Here is a 16,481-nt window from a genome sequence, read left to right as displayed (position 1 = left end):
CGCAAACTTAGCTATAAAATACCGATTATTGGGTATTGCTTTTTGATCAACTTTGACCGAATTTTATCTTGATTTTAATGGATCTGTCTTGATAATTAAGCATTTGTTGGTTTGCGAGACCCTAAATGGGTAAACCCACTGGTCGGTATGTTTGCCGGCCAGTTTTTTTAGTCATGATCATGAAAACGAAAACATGCTACGGCTTTTTGCTGAGGTTGTACAACACCGTCAAACTCAATCTCTTTTACATACTTTTATCGCTATTGGTACCCGTAATTTTATGGAAAGTACAAGTGGGCCGGGACATCGTGGTAAGCTTGGTGGAGCCTCCCCAGCACGGCTATGTAAATATTCCGTTATTGATCGCTTCGTTTTCGCTTTTGGCATTAATTAATTGGGCCATCCCCGTGTTGGCAATTGACATTTGGCGGGCTGTCACCAGAAGGTTCGCCAATTCCCAATCGCTGTACGGTGGTCTCATCGCACTGTATAACGGTGATTCGGTAGAAGGGAAGCAACAATTTCCGATACGGTATTTCGCCAGCTTGCCCTGGGTAATTTTTCTTTATGTAACGGTTACCTCGTTCTTTCCTACCAAAGCCTTCATCGGCATACTTACGCTGATCCTATTGGTGGCGGGAATTTTCCTGTTGGACTGGCGCTATCGAAAAAGTGTACCGCGTGTCTTTCAACGATTATGGGACAGTGCAGCAAACGGAAATACCGCAGCGGCCCGCAGCAAAGCGCTCCGCTACGTGGGATTGATGGCCTTGCTTTTTTTGGTTTTCCTGGTGTTGGTTGGCCTCGCTGGATATGGGTTACGCCATAGCCGGACGGGATTGACCGCATTGGTCATCGGAGCCAACTTTATCGGCATTCTTGCCAACTACACCTATATGAAATTTGCGGAAAATGTGGACGTGAAAAACATCGGGCTGTCGTATTATGTCAGCAAATACATTCATATCTGCTCATTATCCTGTATGCTGCTGTTGGCTATACTTTTGCAATCCTGCAATGGCCGCGGATGGCCGGTTGAAATCGGCTTTTTTTCTCCGATCTTCATTTTAATTACAGCGATTTCCCTTTTTCTTTTTTTGGCAGATGTCTTTATTACTGCACAGCTGAGTCTTACGTGGATTTATAACGGCCAGCCGTTGGGGCGTCCGGTATGGATTTGGTATCGTCCCCTAATCCGGCTATTTGCATTGGCCTTCCTTTTTTTATTCTTTTTCAACTCGGTTAATTCGCATCGGATCCGCAAACAGCTGATTCAACCTAGCCAGGTATCTGCCGCAGATACGAGACCTTCGCTGACTGCTTATTTTGACCGTTGGGCGCAAGACCGGGTTGCACATACCGGTGATACGCTTAATGTATACCTCGTATCCGGGCAAGGAGGTGGTTCGCGTGCCGCTGTATGGCTTTTTATGGCGATGAACTACCTGGATAGCTTAAAAAGCACTCCTTCCAACCGGTTTGCGGAAAACGTATTTTCCATCTCCACGGTTTCCGGTTCTACATCCGGTGCAGCGATGTACTTAGCCGATCGCTACCTGAAGGTACCTGCACAGCCTGCATCGGTAGCACCCCGCATGAAAATCTTGTATGCCCGGAATTACCTGAGCAGCTCCTTTTGGGGCGCATTGATCGGCGATGGTTTTGAAGGGGTCAAATACGCGTTATCCAGAAGGCTATGGGGCAATCGGAACGCATTTCCAAAAGACCGGAACTACTATTTTCAGCAGGAAGAGATACAGGGTTACGCGGAGGCTACCCCTGCATTGAATGCGGACCAAATCGATGGTTTTTTCAAAACCGATTACCTTCGACCCTATTTGCAGGCGATAGACGATCCATCGGAGTCGACAAGCGACTCCATGAAATTCAACACCACATTGCCACTTTTCTTTATCAACAGCGCTATTGTGGAAACAGGGCAACGGGGGGTCTTCGCCCCCGTAAATCTCGCGAGCTTCAGCCTTGGTACGGACTTATATGCGTTATTTAAGCAACATCATCCCAACTACAGCATTCCATTAATTACCTGTGTAAACCAAAGTCAGGCTTTCCCCATCATCAATGCATACAACTACCTAGATGGCGCTGGCCGACTGATTGACGGTGGAATCTACGAAAATTCCGGTACCGCGACTACGTTGGAAATCTACGAAACACTGCGACGCTATGTGAATTCAAAACCGAACGCGCCCTATAAGGTGAGGTTTGTTTGCATCAATATTGTAAATACCAACATGGATGCAGCAAAAGACGATGTCCGATTCCGTGCCGCTTCGGTACTCAACACACTTACCGCGGCATTCCAAAGTCCATTTGGCGGACATGAGCAATTTAGCTATCGAAATATTTTACGAAGGGTCATCGCTCCGGATACTGCGTATTCATTTCCACTGAATAAACCGGTGCCCCTTACCCGGATGCTGCAATCCGCAGCGATTGACACCATGTATGTATCCCTTCGAATGATGAAGTAATCGCGTTGACAACCCGGGCGATGAGCCGTAAAATTGCTAGGTTACAAAAGTTTGGTTACCTTCGCAAGGTCGAGCAATAGCTTTATCAATGGTATACACTTGAAGACAACAATTGCAAAACTGATTTCTACGCTTGGTCATCCATTCCTGACCGTCCCGATATTTGTCGTTTTTCTGTTATTCAGCATCGAATCGGCCAGACAAGCTACTTATCTTTCGCTGCTAATCATTGGTGGTATTTTTGTTCCAATCGGGATTGCGACCCTACGGGGAGTACGCAAAGGGACCTATACCAACCTGGATGTATCCGATCAAACGCAGCGGCAGAAATGGTTCATCACAACCACCCTTTTATTGTTTGTGGTTACGCTTATTATTTGGCTGACTCATCAGGAACGAACCTTGCGGCTGGCGGTAATGTGCGCATTGATATTGTTGATTACCGCACAGGTGGTTAATACACGAGTAAAAGCTTCCATGCACCTTGCATTCCATGTCTTTCTCGGATTTTTGATTTTCCATTTCAATGGAATTGCAGGGTCTGCCTTTTTGCTATTTGCTCCCCTACTGGCATGGTCGCGGATTCAACTCAAACGTCATGTATGGAAAGAAATCGTCGTCGGGGTCATCCTCGGCGCTATTTTAGGTGCCACCTTTTGGCTATTGAATTGACCCGACAGGCCGCTAAATTAAACGCACTACCTCTGTATCGGGAGTAATGCCAACCCCATTGGAATGGGTGAGCAAATTCAGCCCCGGTGCTTTGCCAACTTCCAATGAACCGTACTTTTCAGCTATTCCGAGAAACTGCGCTCCGTTGAGGGTGGCCCACTTAATGGTTTCGCCAAAAAGGAGTTCGGGAAAATGTTTATGTAGCGTTTTTAGTTCCGATAATAAACACAGGCGATCATTGGAGGCAAGGCTGTCTGTACCTAATGTGATCTTATGGGGATAGGTCATGAAATTTCTCAACTTTGGAATAACTCCTTCTATGTAAAGATTGGCATTGGGGCAGAAACACCAAGAGACATTTCGTCCTTGACGTTCGATAAAATAAATGTCTTTGGAAGAGGAAAAGGTATTGTGTACCAACAAAACAGGTATCTCAGGCGATAAATAGGACATAAATGTTTGCAAGGAATTCCGCGCCTGCGCCTTGAATCCGGAGATGTCTCTGCCAAGTGCACGATAGAAATCTAAAAATTGGCCCGCTTTATAGCGGAACAACCGATTTTCCTCCTCGCTTTCCTGATTATGCACACTTAGGGGCATTTTCGACATAACAGCCTCCTCGTTGAGTAGCCTGAACAGTTCCTTTGATACGGAGTAAGGCGCATGTGCCGTAATGGACGTGGTATTCTTAAAAAGCAAAGCGGTTTCCCGGGCCGCTGCCAATATTTGAGCAGCTGCTTCCGGTTCAAATCCGAGCACCTCAACAAATGTATGATAGTGAATGTTACTGTGCGCTTTTACCGCTGCCGAGATACCCGTGTTGACGTGATCTCCCACCGCTACGACGCCATTGTTATAAAGCTGCCTATCTGCCGCTTTCATCGCTTTCTGAATCTGATCCTCGTTAACAGTGCGCATGGAAATAACCTGTTGGAGAAAAGGTATTAATCCGGTATGTTTGGGAATAACACCTGCCATGTGAGACAGCTCCAGGTGGCAATGCGTATTGACAAACCCCGGTACGATCATCCCCTTTTTCCGATTGATTGTTCGGCCCAAAAGGTTCGGATGGTCCGGCGGATAAACTCCCACGATGACGCCATCGTCCGTAATTTCAACGATACCATTCTTGACAGCTTTGCTAGTAACCGGCACAACATAATCCGCAGAAAAAAAAGTGTTCATAGCATGCTAGGTTTTTTGTGATATGTATAGCGTCATTCAGGCTAGGCTTAATTTGAAAACTAAACAATAGCAAATATGCGTTTTTTTTGGTGTTTAACCAAAAAGTTTAACAAAATAGAAAAAGCCGTATCTTTGTATCGTGATTGAAGGCAAATCCAAAATCGATATCCGCAAACTGTCCTTGGAACAACTCCATAGCCAATTAACGTCTATGGGAGAGCAAGCGTTTCGGGCCAAGCAAATCTATGAATGGCTCTGGAAAAGATCTTGTACAGATTTCGATCAGATGAGCAACCTCAGCAAACATCTGCGTAATGTACTGAAGGAAACTTTTTCCATTCACGCCGCTAGCGTGGGGCAAGCGCAGCATAGTGCAGACAGCACCATAAAAAGCAGCTTTGTACTGTATGACGGCAACATTGTGGAGGGCGTGTTGATTCCTGCGCCCGACCGGATGACGGCCTGCGTGAGTTCACAGGTTGGATGCAGCCTTACTTGCAAATTTTGTGCAACAGGTTATATGGATCGCAAGCGCAACCTCCACGCAGACGAAATCTATGATCAAGTGGTACTTATCAGCAGACAAGCTCAGGAACATTACGGACAGCCGCTCACCAACATTGTTTATATGGGCATGGGCGAACCACTGCTCAATTATGCCAACGTACTGGCATCTGTAGCACGCATCACCGCCCCTGACGGATTGAATATGGCCGCAAAGCGAATCACCGTATCCACAGCCGGCATTGCCAAGATGATCAAAAAACTGGGTGACGATCAAGTCCGCTTTAACCTCGCTTTATCACTGCATGCAGCCAACGATCAAAAACGAAATGAAATTATGCCCATCAACGAACAGAATTCGTTGCGGGCATTGGCGGAAGCGCTGAAATATTATTATGCTAAAACCAAAAACCCGGTCACTTACGAATACATTGTGTTCAATGGGGTCAATGACGATCTCGTCGACGCCCAGGAGTTGGCTGCCTTCTGTAAACACCTTCCCTGCAAAGTAAACATTATTGAGTATAACCCGATTGCCTTCGCAGACTTTGAAAATGCTTCCGAAGACAAAATAGACCGTTTTGCCAACTTCTTACGTAAAAAGGGCATCATCACCAATGTCCGGCGAAGCAGGGGGAAGGATATTGATGCGGCCTGTGGTCAATTAGCCATCAAAGAAACCGAAAAACCGCTCGTGTAAAAAAGGTTTGACGATGATCAACCGTTACCTAACCGACCTTGCCTCGCTTTTCTTTCCTGAAACATGTGCCGGGTGTGACACGCCGCTTGTTTACGGCGAGAAACTCATTTGTACATCTTGTTGGTACCACCTCCCCTTTACCTTTGCACACGACCAAATGGCCACCTCGGGCACAGGGCAAACTGCGTCGTTCTTACACTTTGTCGGCTCGTCTCGTGTGCAGCGGATTATCCACCAACTGAAATACCGAAACCGCCCGGAAATAGGCACCTTATTGGGCGAAAAGTACGGTGCCGTATTGCTTGAAACAACACCATTTGCTGAGGCGGAGGTAATTGTACCCGTGCCCCTGCATCCCAAAAAACTGCGCAAGCGGGGATATAATCAGAGTGCTTACTTTGCACAGGGACTTTCCCGTTCCATGCAGAAGCCTACAGCCGAATGTTTGACCCGGCATCGGGCTACACAAAGTCAAACTACAAAAACCCGCTATGAACGATATAAAAATATGGAAGCTGCGTTTCGACTGAACGACGCCGCGGTCATTGCAGGGAAGCATGTACTATTGGTAGACGATGTATTGACCACGGGTGCCACCCTCGAAGCCTGCGCTGAGGCTCTTTTGGCGGGTGGAGCGCTCAACGTTAACTGTGTGACCATTGCCAAAGCTTTGTAACGACGCGTGGCGGACTGCAGTCGGTACATACCGATGAACAGGCGGGCATTTGCACCCCTTACGAAAGACCCCACATGCTGATAAATTTACAACCATTACTGCGCCGATTACGAAATTGGCCGTACGGGCTTTTACACGGTATGAATTGTGTAACAGTAGATAAGCGAATACCCCCATTCCGGTACCTACTATATCGGCAAACAAATCCCAAATCTCAGCAGAGCGGTAGGTGAATATCTTCCACTGTAAGAATTCAGTAAACAATGCAAACAAAAACGAAAAAACAATAACCCGGATGGTAATGCCCCACGAAGGCCGGGATGTGCCCGCTTTCCGGATTGCACCGTAATAAAGCAACACCGTAAATACGAAAAAGAAACCGCTATGTACGAGTTTATCGATGCCGGGAAACTTGGGAATATCATCTGTACTTTCTGAAGGGATGCTGCACAACACCAAAACAACCACCGCCCACAGCATCGCCCAACCATAATGCTTCATATTCTCTGTTGATCGCTATGTGTCATTACAATGTATAATGCCAAAACGCAATACCTGTTGGCTGGCACGTATTGTGCTTTCTCATTAAACGGTTTCGTTACGCGGATACCTGTGCCTCGTAGTCGGCCGCCGAAAGTAATCCGTTAACATCGGCTGGATTATTGAGTTTCACACGCACCAGCCACCCTTCACCATATGGGTCTTGGTTAACCAACTCTGGGGAACCGTCTATCTTTTCATTAACGGATAACACGGTGGCCGATACCGGCATAAATAAGTCCGACACGGTTTTTACTGCCTCTACCGTACCGAAGACCTCGTCCCGTGCTACTTCTTCACCGATTGTGTTGATGTCGATAAATACGATATCTCCTAGCTCACGCTGCGCGAAATCGGTAATGCCAACAATGGCTTCATCGCCGGCTACACGAATCCACTCGTGATCTTTCGTGTACTTTAAATCTGTTGGAAAAGTCATTGAGTTGTAACTAAAATTTCTCAAAAATAGGATTATATCATGAAACTGCAAAATGCCTATCTTTATACACAATGAACAAGTGGATTGAGCGATTATACGCGATCGCCGGCGGGAACGAGCGAATGATTATCGGCCTGATGTCGGGCACCTCACTCGACGGGCTAGATATCGTCCTGTGCCGCATCATCGGCGACGGCCCTGAAACCAAACTATCTGTCGTCCGCTTCGGCACCAAACCTTATACCGACAAATTCCGGAGCCGCATTCGGGAAGTATTTGCCAAACGGATTATCGATCAGCAAATACTTAGTGGATTGCATGCATGGGTGGGACAAGTCCACGGTGCATTGGTAAACGAGGCGCTGAATGAATGGGGGATTGCCAATAGTGAAATTGATCTTGTTGCCAGTCACGGACAAACTGTTTTTCATGCTCCGCAGTCTCTTACCGGGAACACCGATTATCCTAATAGTACGTTGCAGATTGGCGACGGCGACCAATTGGCCAGGACTACCGGGATCATTACGGTGTCTGACTTCCGCCAAAAACACGTTGCAGCGGGTGGCGAAGGTGCTCCGTTGGCTGCCTACGGCGATTACCTGTTGTTTACGACCGAAAAAGAAACCCGTGTGTTACTCAACATTGGAGGTATCGCCAATTTTACATTCCTTCCGGCCTCGTGTTCAGGAAAGCCGTGTTTCGCTACGGACACCGGACCAGGAAATACGCTCATGAACCAATACATGCAGCAGCGGATAGGTACCGAAATGGATGAGGGTGGGCACCTGGCGGCGGCTGGAACGATCAGTAGTCCATTGCTGAAAGCGCTGCTTAGTCATGGCTTTTTTGATCTGCCCTTTCCCAAAACCACGGGTCCAGAATTATTTAATCTTGACTACTTGTTAGCGGCGCAGAAAGCCTCAGAGACAGTCGAATTACCAGAAAGCGATGTGATGGCTACGCTGTGTGCCTTTTCGGCCACAACCATCGCAGCCGCTATCCGGCGTACTTTGAGCGTGGCTGGCCTCCCGCGGATTTATGTAAGCGGCGGCGGACTGCACAATCCGATACTTATGCATCTCATTAAAGCGGAACTGCTTGAGTTGGAAATTTGCCCTTTTGACGAATTAGGGTTTCAATCTGACGCGAAGGAAGCAGCACTATTTGCATTGCTGGCCAATGAAACCCTGGCCGGAAATGCTGCCCATGTGAAAGCGATCATGAATACTCCGGCAATATGCATGGGAAAGATCAGCTTTCCGGAGTAACCGCTCGTATCCGCACCCGTTTTTACTCCCCCAATGCTTGATGAAGGAACAACTTAAACGCGTACATGCGACGGAATGCCTGCAGCACCTTCTCCAACCCGCCGGCACCAGACAATTCGTTGTCTTTGAACGATTCGATCGCGGTAAAGCTTTTAAGTTTAATCCATTCGATGTGAGGATGGTCGTCGTCATATCCGGCTGGGGGCCGTTTCAACGTATCCTGCATATCTAATTGGCAATTTTTTTTAAAGGTGGCTTCCTCCAGGATCGCCGACAGCTCGGCACCATTATAGTCAATTTCTTGCCGGATAGCCGCCAAATGATCTTTTTCCGGTCGCCAATACCCTCCTGCAGCAAAACTGTTGCCGGGTTGGATATGCAAGTAATATTCCGGACCGTTCAATTTTCGCCCCGCGGTGGATATACCAGCACCGAGCCACGTTTTATACGGCGTCTTATCCTTGCTAAACCGGGTATCGCGATAGATCCGGAACAGGCATTTTGATACGGGTATGTCTTCCGAAATATAACGGTCGGTTTCTGCAAGCCCCTTGATAACCGCCTGGGTAAAATCTTTCATGTTCTCCCAAGCGTTCTCGTAAGCTTCACGGTGCTGTTGAAACCAGTCGCGATCGTTGTTTTCTTTAACAGCTGCGAGAAAACCAAACGTATCAGGATGTATGAACAATTGCATAACGATTATTTATTTAATAACATTAGCCTGGATTTTGTAACGATAACCAGATCTTGAGCAATGCCAACACCGCCGGTGCGGCCAATAATAACCCATCGAAGCGGTCAAGCAACCCACCGTGCCCAGGTAACACGGCCCCCGAATCTTTTACTTGCTGACTGCGCTTAAGCATGGATTCCACCAGATCGCCGAAGGTGCCGAATATCGAAACCAGCAAGGCTACACCTATCCATTTCCAAACACCCAAAGCGGTGAAATAATGGGCCAGTATCAGCGAGACAACCAGCGCGAGCAGGATCCCTCCCGCCAGTCCTTCCCATGTTTTTTTGGGAGAAATACGTTCAAAAAGACGTCGCCTGCCGAAAAATTTCCCCACCAAGTAGGCTCCTGTATCATTGCCCCATAAAATCAACATAAAACCCAAAGGCAGGCGGTAGTCGTAAATTCCTTCCAGAAATCCCAGTGCGAAAAAAGATAAAAAAGGCAAAACGACATATACGACTCCCAAATACGTGTATGCGATACCTGCAAACGGTTTATCGGAATCTTTTTGGTAAAGCGGAGCAATAAATACAACAGCTGCCAGTGGAACGATTGCTAACAGGAAATTGGGGGAAAGATCACCCAATCGATACCCCGCATACAGTCCGAATAGGAGTCCACCCAACCCTATTCCCAACCAAGAAGCCGGTTTGCCATGCGCGTCCCCGATTATCCGATAGAATTCATAGAGACAGCACGCGCTCAGCACCATGAAAAAACCAGCGAATAAATAGGCATTTAGTACTATCGAAGCGAGGACGATGATAACAAAAAAGAGGGCAGTAATCGCTCGTGTTCTCATGGCCACCTAGTTTTCTTCATGAGCCCCGTATTCATTGTCTGCCAATAGCTCCCGTGCCAAAGACTCCTGCGACTCGTGCACGTACAATTCAATCTGTCCAAACCGATAGGACGAGTCCTGCTTATTAATGACCACGGCAGGTACCTGATGTTCTTCCAACATTTGTTTGACAATTTCCGCCCGAATGGGATTGGGAGTAACAAACAATTTAATCCAGTGTTTTTCCATAACTCCGTGTATTTTGTTTGGTAGCGGTTTTATAATATTGATACAGCAGGACAACGGCAAGTATCAGACTAATAACATACAGGTAATTGGGAATCTGCTCTGAAAAGTCCAATTCATCGAGCGACTTACCCTGTCTTTTCAAGTAAAACACCGAAACAGTAGCTGTAGCATTGTTGATAAAGTGCGCCAACACAGGCAGCCAGATATTTTTGCCCCAAAACAGCAGGTATCCAAAGAGCGCCCCTAACAACATCCGTGGGAGGAAGCCATAGAATTGCAGATGGATTGCACTAAAAATAACAGCGGTCAACCAAATAGCCGTATGGGGATTTTTAAACCAACGGGCTAGGATGCCTTGTACACACCCCCGGAAAAGGAACTCTTCACCGATGGCGGCAATGACCGCAACAACGATCAGGCTGGTTAACAGGCCTGTGTATGTGGTATCAGACAACAGCAGATTTGTCAATCGTTCCTGCTCGGCCTCCTTAGCCTTCATCCAATTCTCTAACCCGGCCAGTGCTTCAGGAAGCTGCATTTGTTCATTTAGCTTGATGGCTTGCTCAAAAACAGGTGCGGAGAAAAACATGATGGCCACCACCATAAACCACAACGACGGATTTACCTGCGTTTTGAAATCCAAGTACGTATGCTCCCGCTTTTCCATGATTCCTAACAGCAAGGCAGGCAAAACAAACATTCCAATGCTCGATCCGGCCTGTACGATTTTTAGGAAACCAACATGCGTAGTACTTTCCGACAGTGCGTCGCCCAGGTTTCCAATGGATGCGCCCGCAACAAACAAACCCAGAAAAACAGAAATCGCGCCCAAGACAATCGCGCCCGAGAAAGCCAAAAGCAACAGCAGAATCAGGGACTTCATGGGATGGCTTCCTTCTTGATCGGAGGCACCTCCATGGATCGTACGTTGTTCGATCATCAGGTGTTTTAAATTTGGGGATGAAGATACGGATTGCGACGGACACTAGGAAATAGGGGGCGATTGTTGTGTATAACTCCAAGAAAGCGTAAGTTTGAAAATAACTAGTATTGTAAATAAGGGCTCACATGAAAGCCTTACCACTTCTGCTTGCATGGTTGATGGCCAACTGGTTTTCCGCGGTCGCTCAAGAAGAGTATGTCTCACCGCCCGCTCGGACGCTGACTACCGTCCCTTTTTTGCTCGCGGCAGAAAGTGTCATTCTCCTAAAAGCGACACTGGTTGGCCATGCAGATACGCTACTATTTATTTTGGACACGGGTAGCAGCGGTATTTCATTGGACTCCACAACCGCAAGTTTGCTCGGACTGACGCCTGTGCCCTCGGAAATCAACATCCGGGGGATTGCTGGCCTGCGAAAAGCCGAATTTATTTACAATAAAAAGCTGAAATTAAATGAACTGACAGTGGATAGTCTTAATTTTCACATCAACGATTATCAATTTTTATCGTATGTATACGGTGTGCGGATAGACGGGGTGATCGGCTACTCGTTACTCAGTAGGTATATCGTCAAAATCGATTACGACATCCAAGAAATCGAGATATGTTCTCAAGGCCCAATCAAATATCCCCGGGGAGGGCATTTGCTGAAGCCTTTTATCCGGACACTTCCCGTTCAATCAGCCCGCATACGCGATCACCGCAAGATAACCACCCGCTTTTTGTTTGATATCGGAGCGGGCCTATCATTGGTATTGTCACAGGATTTCGAGCAGGATAGCATCGTTCTCCGCAAAAAGCGCAAGCGGTTCCCGATACAAGCTCACGGTGTAGGCGGAAAACTGACAATGGACATGACACTTGTAAGAGAATTCCGATTGGGGCCATATCGCTTTCGAAAGGTACCTACGATGGTGTTTGATGACGAATTTAACGTAACATCTTATCCTTATCTTGGTGGGTTAATTGGCAATCAGATCCTGAAGCGTTTCAACGTAATTTTCAACTATCAGCAACGGGAGATTTATTTGAAGCCCAATACGCTTTATCGGGACCCCTTTGAATATTCCTATTCGGGCATGGAGCTTTACTACGTCAACAACGCAACCGTGATCGGTTCAATTGTCAAAGACTCTCCTGCCGACTTGGCGGGGCTTGAAGAGGGAGATGTTCTGATTGCCATTAATAATAATGCCAGTCAGGATTTTGTGCAATACAAAAAAGCGCTGATGTCCGCAAGAAAACGGGTGAGATTGATTATCCGGCGCGATAAAGAGTTAATCGAAATTTCCCTGAAGTTATTGAGTGTTTTATAAGCTTATTTATTTCACCGTGAAAAAACTGGATGTTAGCAGGCATGAAAAAGAGACGTTGGACGAGGCCATCCGTCATTGGCAAGAGCAGGGGTTGCTTGCGGAGACACAGGCCAACCAACTGAGTGACTCGTATAAGTTGAAAGGATTTGACTGGAAGCGATTGGCTCAATATGCTTTTTGGATAGCACTTTCGTGTGTGGTACTTGCATTTCTATCGTTATTTGCCGACAAAATGGTATTGCGATGGATTGAAAAGCTTTACGACACCCCCGATGCGGTGATTTGTATTTTCTGCTTCATATTGGCAATTTTGTTTTACGGGTGGGGATTCAGAAACAAACGTAAACATCCACATAAGACGTTCAGTAACGAGGCACTCATGACCTTAGGTGTGTTTGCCACCGCCACCTGCATCGGTTATTTGGGTAAAATCATCGACAATGGATCAGGGCATTTTTCCTTATTGTTCCTTGCATCGGTGGTGATATACGGCGTGCTATCCGTTAAATTATCGTCCAAACTCATTTGGCTGTTTACACTGATTAGCTTCGGCATCTGGTTTGCAACAGAAACGGCTTATCATAGCAACTGGGGGTTCCGATTTTGGGGCATGAATTATCCCCTACGTTTTACGCTCTTCGGAGCGCTGCTTACCGGCTTTGCGCTTGCCTGGCAACGGCGCATCAAACCCATTGCACCGTTTCAGCCGCTTACTTATATCATTGGCCTCACGTACTTACTGGTAGCTTTGTGGCTGTTATCCATCTTTGGTAACTACAGCGATATGGATAAATGGGCAGGAGTGCGTCAATGGCATATCTTCTATTGGGGTTTACTGTCTACGGTTGTATCGCTGGGCTGGGCATGGTATGGACTTAAACGACAGGACTATATCGCGCGGGAGTTTGGCATTGTCTTTTTGATCATTAACCTGTACACACGCTTTTTTGAGTATTTATGGGATAACCTCAACCGTACTATTTTCTTTTTATTACTGGCCGTTTCGTTTTGGTACATAGGTCGCTGGGCCGAACGCATTTGGAGAGGAAACGACCAAAAGCAAGCCTTATAAGTTTGCAGTTCAACAAACTTATAAGGGCTCGAAGAAAGAAGAATGAAACGGTTATTGCTTTACGAACTGTACACTCGCTTGTATTTTCACATCGTCACTGACCACAACGGCACCTGCCTCGGTTACGGCACTCCAGGTGAGTCCGAATTCCTTCCGGCTTATTTTGCCGGATACCTCAAAACCCGCCTTGAAATTACCATAGGGATCCATCACTGTGCCGCCAAATTCCACATTGAATGCAATTGGCTTGGTCACGTTGCCAACGGTTAAATTGCCATGGAGAAGAAACGCATCGCTTCCTTTTTCTTCTATTGATGTCGAAGTGAACGTAATTTGCGGATATTGCGCTGCATTGAAGAAATCGGCTGATTTCAAATGCTCATCCCGTTGGGACTGATTGGTATCGATACTGGAAGTATCAATACTGAAACTAACTTTACCTGTAGTGAAGTCCGTTTCATCTTCCGTTACAACCGTTCCATCAAAGGACCGGAAATAGCCGGTAACGGTCGTGATAACCAAATGCTTTACTTTGAATGCTACCTCTGAATGGGTAGGGTCTAATTTCCATGTAGTTGCCATAATTCTTTCGTTTTTTTATATAACACAAAGATACCCGTCAATGTTTAAACATTCATTGAACTAGGTTAATTTTTGCAAATCAGCAACCAGCATTAAGACATTAGTGAATTTCGATACTATAGGTAATATTTACGCCACCCGCGGCGAGCATGTCGTGCACGGAGCAGTATTTTTTCACGGCTAATTCAGCTGCTTTTTCAGCTTTGGCCTGATCCATATTTCCCTTTAGGTAAAAAGAGATATGGATGTCGGTGAAGATCGTAGGAATCTCCTCCCGGCGCTGCCCCTTTACATCTATTTTGACATCGTCAATCTGTTGACGCTGCTTCTTTAAGATATTAACCAAATCCAAGGCGCTACACGAACCTAGTGCCATTAGCACCAGTTCCATGGGTCGTACGCCTAAACCTTCGCCGCCAATGCTGGGTGAACCATCGATATGCACGCGTACATCCGCGGAGTCACTTGTTCCCTCAAAGTGTACGGCATCATTTGTTCGTTGAAGTGATATCTTCATAGTGTTGTTACTCGTTTAAGCGTTATCCAATGCCCGTGTAATATCGGCTAGAATATCGTCCACATCTTCCAATCCCACGGATATCCGTATGCTGCCGGGCTGTATGCCAAGCTGCAAACGTTCTGCTTCGGCTAATTTCGAATGGGTGGTAGATGCCGGGTGTGTGGCAATGGTGCGAGAATCACCCAAATTGGAAGTAATGCGGATCATTTCCAACGCATCCAGAAAACGCTTGGCTCGATCGAATCCACCTTTGATGACAAAGGTGACGACGCCGCCCCCTCCTTTCATTTGCTTTTTCGCCAGTTCGTATTGGGGATGAGAGGAAAGGTAAGGATAGCGTACCGTTTCCACTTCGGGATGGGCTTCCAATACTTCGGCCACACGCAGTGCATTGCTGCAATGGCGATCCATCCGTAGCCCTAATGTTTCCAAACTTTTGGAGAGCACCCACGCATTAAAGGGCGATAAGGATGGTCCGGTATTACGCATAAAAAACATCAACTCATCGATGAGCGCCTTCTTGCCGACCACGATCCCACCCAATACGCGACCTTGGCCGTCCATGTATTTAGTTGCCGAATGACTCACCAAATCAAAACCATACTGGATTGGCTTCTGCAGATGGGGCGTCGCAAAGCAATTGTCTACATTGAGGATGATATCGGGATACTTTTCCTTGAATGCGCCCAACCATGCTAAATCGACTAATTCCAATCCGGGGTTGGAGGGTGTCTCTAGAAAAATCATCCGCGTATTGGGCTGGATGGCTTTCTCCCAATCTTCGGGCTTCGCAGCATCCACGTAGGTAGTGGTAATTCCCCAACGTGGAAACAATTTAGTGAACAACTGGTGCGTAGAACCAAATATTGCCCGACAGGAAACGATATGGTCACCGCTTTTGAGCAACGCGGCGAAAGAAGCAAACACTGCCGCCATTCCAGAAGAAAAAGCCAACCCTGCCTCGGCTCCTTCCATGGCACACACTTTATTGATAAACTCGGTTGTATTGGGATTGGAATAACGGGAATATACATTACCTGTTTCTTCCTCCGCAAAGATCGCGCGCCCCTGTTCGGCGCTGTCAAAAATAAAGCTGGAAGTAAGGTATAGAGGTACGGCATGCTCCCGATAGGGGGTGCGGTCGGCCTGCTCCCGGATGGCCTTTGTCTGTTCGTTCATGTCCAATTTTCGTCGCACAAACTTAGCCAAAGTTACGGGGATATGCAAATTCTCGCGAAGGGCGAAAAGTTCTAAAACCGTAGAATCGCGAAACCGCGCCTTTGTGACCCAGCGCCTTGCGTGACATTTTTATGTGCGTCGTTCACGCATCTGATGATCCAACGAATAAGGGCCGGACCCAATCACAAAGAAAATGACTAACAAAACCAACACGACAAGTGAGATCCACAATTCGGAATTAAGAAATGAAAATCCCCGTGTGCTATTGATAAAAAAAACAGCACCGATCAACACCGGCAGCTGAAAACCGATGGCTACGCGTGTGAGCAACCCGATGGCGATCAATATTCCGCCTACCAAATGCGCAAAGGCGATGTAATGAACAATTCCCCACGTATAGATCTTAATGTGGGTCTGTTCGATAAGCTGCCGCAGCGATTCAGTATCCGCAAGAAAGGTAACGCCCTTAAGAAAAATAACAATGCCCAAAGCAATACGAACCACGTCCAACCAGCGGGGATGATGGGCATCTCCCCAATGTTCGATTCGTTCGATGACATTCATAAGCTAACCTCCTTTCAGGTAAAAATTGGTAATGCGTATGTTAAACTAACTGATATAGCA

General features: G+C 46.8%; 18 protein-coding genes. 7 read left to right on the top strand and 11 right to left on the bottom strand.

The genetic code is table 11. The features are described 5' to 3' along the window. Positions 1–179 precede the first annotated feature (179 nt). On the top strand, positions 180–2,495 hold the full coding sequence (locus BMZ56_RS21245) for a hypothetical protein (RefSeq protein ID WP_143072985.1): 2,316 nt from the start codon (positions 180–182) through the stop codon (positions 2,493–2,495). Positions 2,496–2,594: 99 nt separating this feature from the next. Further along, positions 2,595–3,167: a phosphatase PAP2 family protein gene (locus BMZ56_RS21240; protein ID WP_090630552.1), complete on the top strand. Its 573-nt coding sequence runs from the start codon at positions 2,595–2,597 to the stop codon at positions 3,165–3,167. A 12-nt stretch (positions 3,168–3,179) separates the two neighbouring features. On the opposite strand, the gene BMZ56_RS21235 is transcribed toward BMZ56_RS21240, so the two are convergent. Continuing rightward, complete coding sequence (locus BMZ56_RS21235; RefSeq protein WP_090630550.1) at positions 3,180–4,352, bottom strand: amidohydrolase family protein; 1,173 nt, start codon at positions 4,350–4,352, stop codon at positions 3,180–3,182. Between the two features lie 142 nt (positions 4,353–4,494). On the opposite strand from BMZ56_RS21235, the gene rlmN reads away from it, so the two are divergent. Both rlmN and BMZ56_RS21225 read left to right on the top strand, forming a co-directional pair. Next, on the top strand, positions 4,495–5,556 hold the full coding sequence (gene rlmN, locus BMZ56_RS21230; RefSeq protein WP_090630941.1) for a dual-specificity RNA methyltransferase RlmN: 1,062 nt from the start codon (positions 4,495–4,497) through the stop codon (positions 5,554–5,556). Positions 5,557–5,569: 13 nt separating this feature from the next. After that, entirely contained in the window at positions 5,570–6,232 is a 663-nt protein-coding gene (locus BMZ56_RS21225; RefSeq protein ID WP_090630547.1) for a ComF family protein, read from the top strand. Here the strand turns inward: BMZ56_RS21225 and BMZ56_RS21220 are convergent. Beyond that, positions 6,119–6,733 carry a VanZ family protein gene (locus BMZ56_RS21220; protein ID WP_090630545.1) on the bottom strand — a complete coding sequence of 205 codons (615 nt, stop codon included), beginning with the start codon at positions 6,731–6,733 and terminating at the stop codon, positions 6,119–6,121. The two genes, BMZ56_RS21225 and BMZ56_RS21220, sit on opposite strands and share 114 nt — an antisense overlap. A 97-nt stretch (positions 6,734–6,830) precedes the next feature. Then, positions 6,831–7,211 (bottom strand): glycine cleavage system protein GcvH, encoded by a 381-nt coding sequence (gcvH, locus tag BMZ56_RS21215; RefSeq protein WP_090630542.1) that lies wholly within the window; start codon positions 7,209–7,211, stop codon positions 6,831–6,833. 71 nt (positions 7,212–7,282) lie between these two features. On the opposite strand from gcvH, the gene BMZ56_RS21210 reads away from it, so the two are divergent. After that, positions 7,283–8,479 carry an anhydro-N-acetylmuramic acid kinase gene (locus BMZ56_RS21210; RefSeq protein ID WP_090630539.1) on the top strand — a complete coding sequence of 399 codons (1,197 nt, stop codon included), beginning with the start codon at positions 7,283–7,285 and terminating at the stop codon, positions 8,477–8,479. A gap of 22 nt (positions 8,480–8,501) precedes the next feature. Here the strand turns inward: BMZ56_RS21210 and BMZ56_RS21205 are convergent, their stop codons facing one another. Genes BMZ56_RS21205 through BMZ56_RS21190 form a run of 4 tightly spaced genes read right to left on the bottom strand, consistent with a single transcriptional unit; the run spans position 8,502 to position 11,185 of the window. After that, positions 8,502–9,173: a DUF2461 domain-containing protein gene (locus BMZ56_RS21205; RefSeq protein WP_177195244.1), complete on the bottom strand. Its 672-nt coding sequence runs from the start codon at positions 9,171–9,173 to the stop codon at positions 8,502–8,504. Positions 9,174–9,195: 22 nt separating this feature from the next. Then, on the bottom strand, positions 9,196–10,017 hold the full coding sequence (locus tag BMZ56_RS21200; RefSeq protein ID WP_090630935.1) for a phosphatidate cytidylyltransferase: 822 nt from the start codon (positions 10,015–10,017) through the stop codon (positions 9,196–9,198). Between the two features lie 6 nt (positions 10,018–10,023). Next, positions 10,024–10,245, bottom strand: coding sequence for a putative signal transducing protein (locus tag BMZ56_RS21195; protein ID WP_090630536.1), 222 nt, complete (start codon positions 10,243–10,245; stop codon positions 10,024–10,026). After that, positions 10,226–11,185, bottom strand: coding sequence for a CPBP family intramembrane glutamic endopeptidase (locus BMZ56_RS21190; RefSeq protein WP_090630531.1), 960 nt, complete (start codon positions 11,183–11,185; stop codon positions 10,226–10,228). Before BMZ56_RS21190 ends, BMZ56_RS21195 begins: the two co-directional genes overlap by 20 nt. 128 nt (positions 11,186–11,313) lie before the next feature. Between BMZ56_RS21190 and BMZ56_RS21185 the strand changes: the two genes are divergently transcribed. Beyond that, positions 11,314–12,504 (top strand): aspartyl protease family protein, encoded by a 1,191-nt coding sequence (locus BMZ56_RS21185; protein ID WP_177195243.1) that lies wholly within the window; start codon positions 11,314–11,316, stop codon positions 12,502–12,504. 16 nt (positions 12,505–12,520) lie between these two features. Next, complete coding sequence (locus tag BMZ56_RS21180; protein WP_090630930.1) at positions 12,521–13,576, top strand: DUF2157 domain-containing protein; 1,056 nt, start codon at positions 12,521–12,523, stop codon at positions 13,574–13,576. Between the two features lie 51 nt (positions 13,577–13,627). Here BMZ56_RS21180 and BMZ56_RS21175 read toward each other — a convergent pair whose 3' ends face one another. From BMZ56_RS21175 to BMZ56_RS21160, 4 genes are all read right to left on the bottom strand, one after another. Beyond that, on the bottom strand, positions 13,628–14,158 hold the full coding sequence (locus BMZ56_RS21175) for a YceI family protein (RefSeq protein ID WP_090630528.1): 531 nt from the start codon (positions 14,156–14,158) through the stop codon (positions 13,628–13,630). A 100-nt stretch (positions 14,159–14,258) separates the two neighbouring features. Continuing rightward, positions 14,259–14,675: an OsmC family protein gene (locus tag BMZ56_RS21170; protein ID WP_090630525.1), complete on the bottom strand. Its 417-nt coding sequence runs from the start codon at positions 14,673–14,675 to the stop codon at positions 14,259–14,261. Between the two features lie 15 nt (positions 14,676–14,690). Next, on the bottom strand, positions 14,691–15,857 hold the full coding sequence (locus BMZ56_RS21165) for a trans-sulfuration enzyme family protein (protein WP_090630522.1): 1,167 nt from the start codon (positions 15,855–15,857) through the stop codon (positions 14,691–14,693). A 129-nt stretch (positions 15,858–15,986) separates the two neighbouring features. After that, entirely contained in the window at positions 15,987–16,421 is a 435-nt protein-coding gene (locus BMZ56_RS21160) for a DoxX family protein (protein WP_090630518.1), read from the bottom strand. Between the last annotated feature and the right edge of the window lie 60 nt (positions 16,422–16,481).

Origin of the sequence: Parapedobacter indicus (assembly GCF_900113765.1) — a bacterium.
GTDB classification, from domain to species: Bacteria; Bacteroidota; Bacteroidia; order Sphingobacteriales; family Sphingobacteriaceae; genus Parapedobacter; species Parapedobacter indicus.
The sequence above is the reverse complement of the archived record's forward strand: the minus strand, read 5'-3'. Positions and strand labels throughout refer to the sequence as shown.

Bases quoted from the DNA above. Each gene is read 5' to 3' on its own strand.
- BMZ56_RS21185 (WP_177195243.1), top strand. From the start codon at position 11,314: ATGAAAGCCTTACCACTTCTGCTTGCATGGTTGATGGCCAACTGGTTT.
- BMZ56_RS21170 (WP_090630525.1), bottom strand. From the start codon at position 14,675: ATGAAGATATCACTTCAACGAACAAATGATGCCGTACACTTTGAGGGA.
- BMZ56_RS21220 (WP_090630545.1), bottom strand. From the start codon at position 6,733: ATGAAGCATTATGGTTGGGCGATGCTGTGGGCGGTGGTTGTTTTGGTG.
- BMZ56_RS21160 (WP_090630518.1), bottom strand. From the start codon at position 16,421: ATGAATGTCATCGAACGAATCGAACATTGGGGAGATGCCCATCATCCC.
- BMZ56_RS21235 (WP_090630550.1), bottom strand. From the start codon at position 4,352: ATGAACACTTTTTTTTCTGCGGATTATGTTGTGCCGGTTACTAGCAAA.
- BMZ56_RS21165 (WP_090630522.1), bottom strand. From the start codon at position 15,857: ATGAACGAACAGACAAAGGCCATCCGGGAGCAGGCCGACCGCACCCCC.
- BMZ56_RS21175 (WP_090630528.1), bottom strand. From the start codon at position 14,158: ATGGCAACTACATGGAAATTAGACCCTACCCATTCAGAGGTAGCATTC.
- BMZ56_RS21205 (WP_177195244.1), bottom strand. From the start codon at position 9,173: ATGCAATTGTTCATACATCCTGATACGTTTGGTTTTCTCGCAGCTGTT.
- gcvH (WP_090630542.1), bottom strand. From the start codon at position 7,211: ATGACTTTTCCAACAGATTTAAAGTACACGAAAGATCACGAGTGGATT.
- BMZ56_RS21210 (WP_090630539.1), top strand. From the start codon at position 7,283: ATGAACAAGTGGATTGAGCGATTATACGCGATCGCCGGCGGGAACGAG.
- BMZ56_RS21245 (WP_143072985.1), top strand. From the start codon at position 180: ATGAAAACGAAAACATGCTACGGCTTTTTGCTGAGGTTGTACAACACC.
- BMZ56_RS21225 (WP_090630547.1), top strand. From the start codon at position 5,570: ATGATCAACCGTTACCTAACCGACCTTGCCTCGCTTTTCTTTCCTGAA.
- BMZ56_RS21195 (WP_090630536.1), bottom strand. From the start codon at position 10,245: ATGGAAAAACACTGGATTAAATTGTTTGTTACTCCCAATCCCATTCGG.
- BMZ56_RS21190 (WP_090630531.1), bottom strand. From the start codon at position 11,185: ATGATCGAACAACGTACGATCCATGGAGGTGCCTCCGATCAAGAAGGA.
- BMZ56_RS21200 (WP_090630935.1), bottom strand. From the start codon at position 10,017: ATGAGAACACGAGCGATTACTGCCCTCTTTTTTGTTATCATCGTCCTC.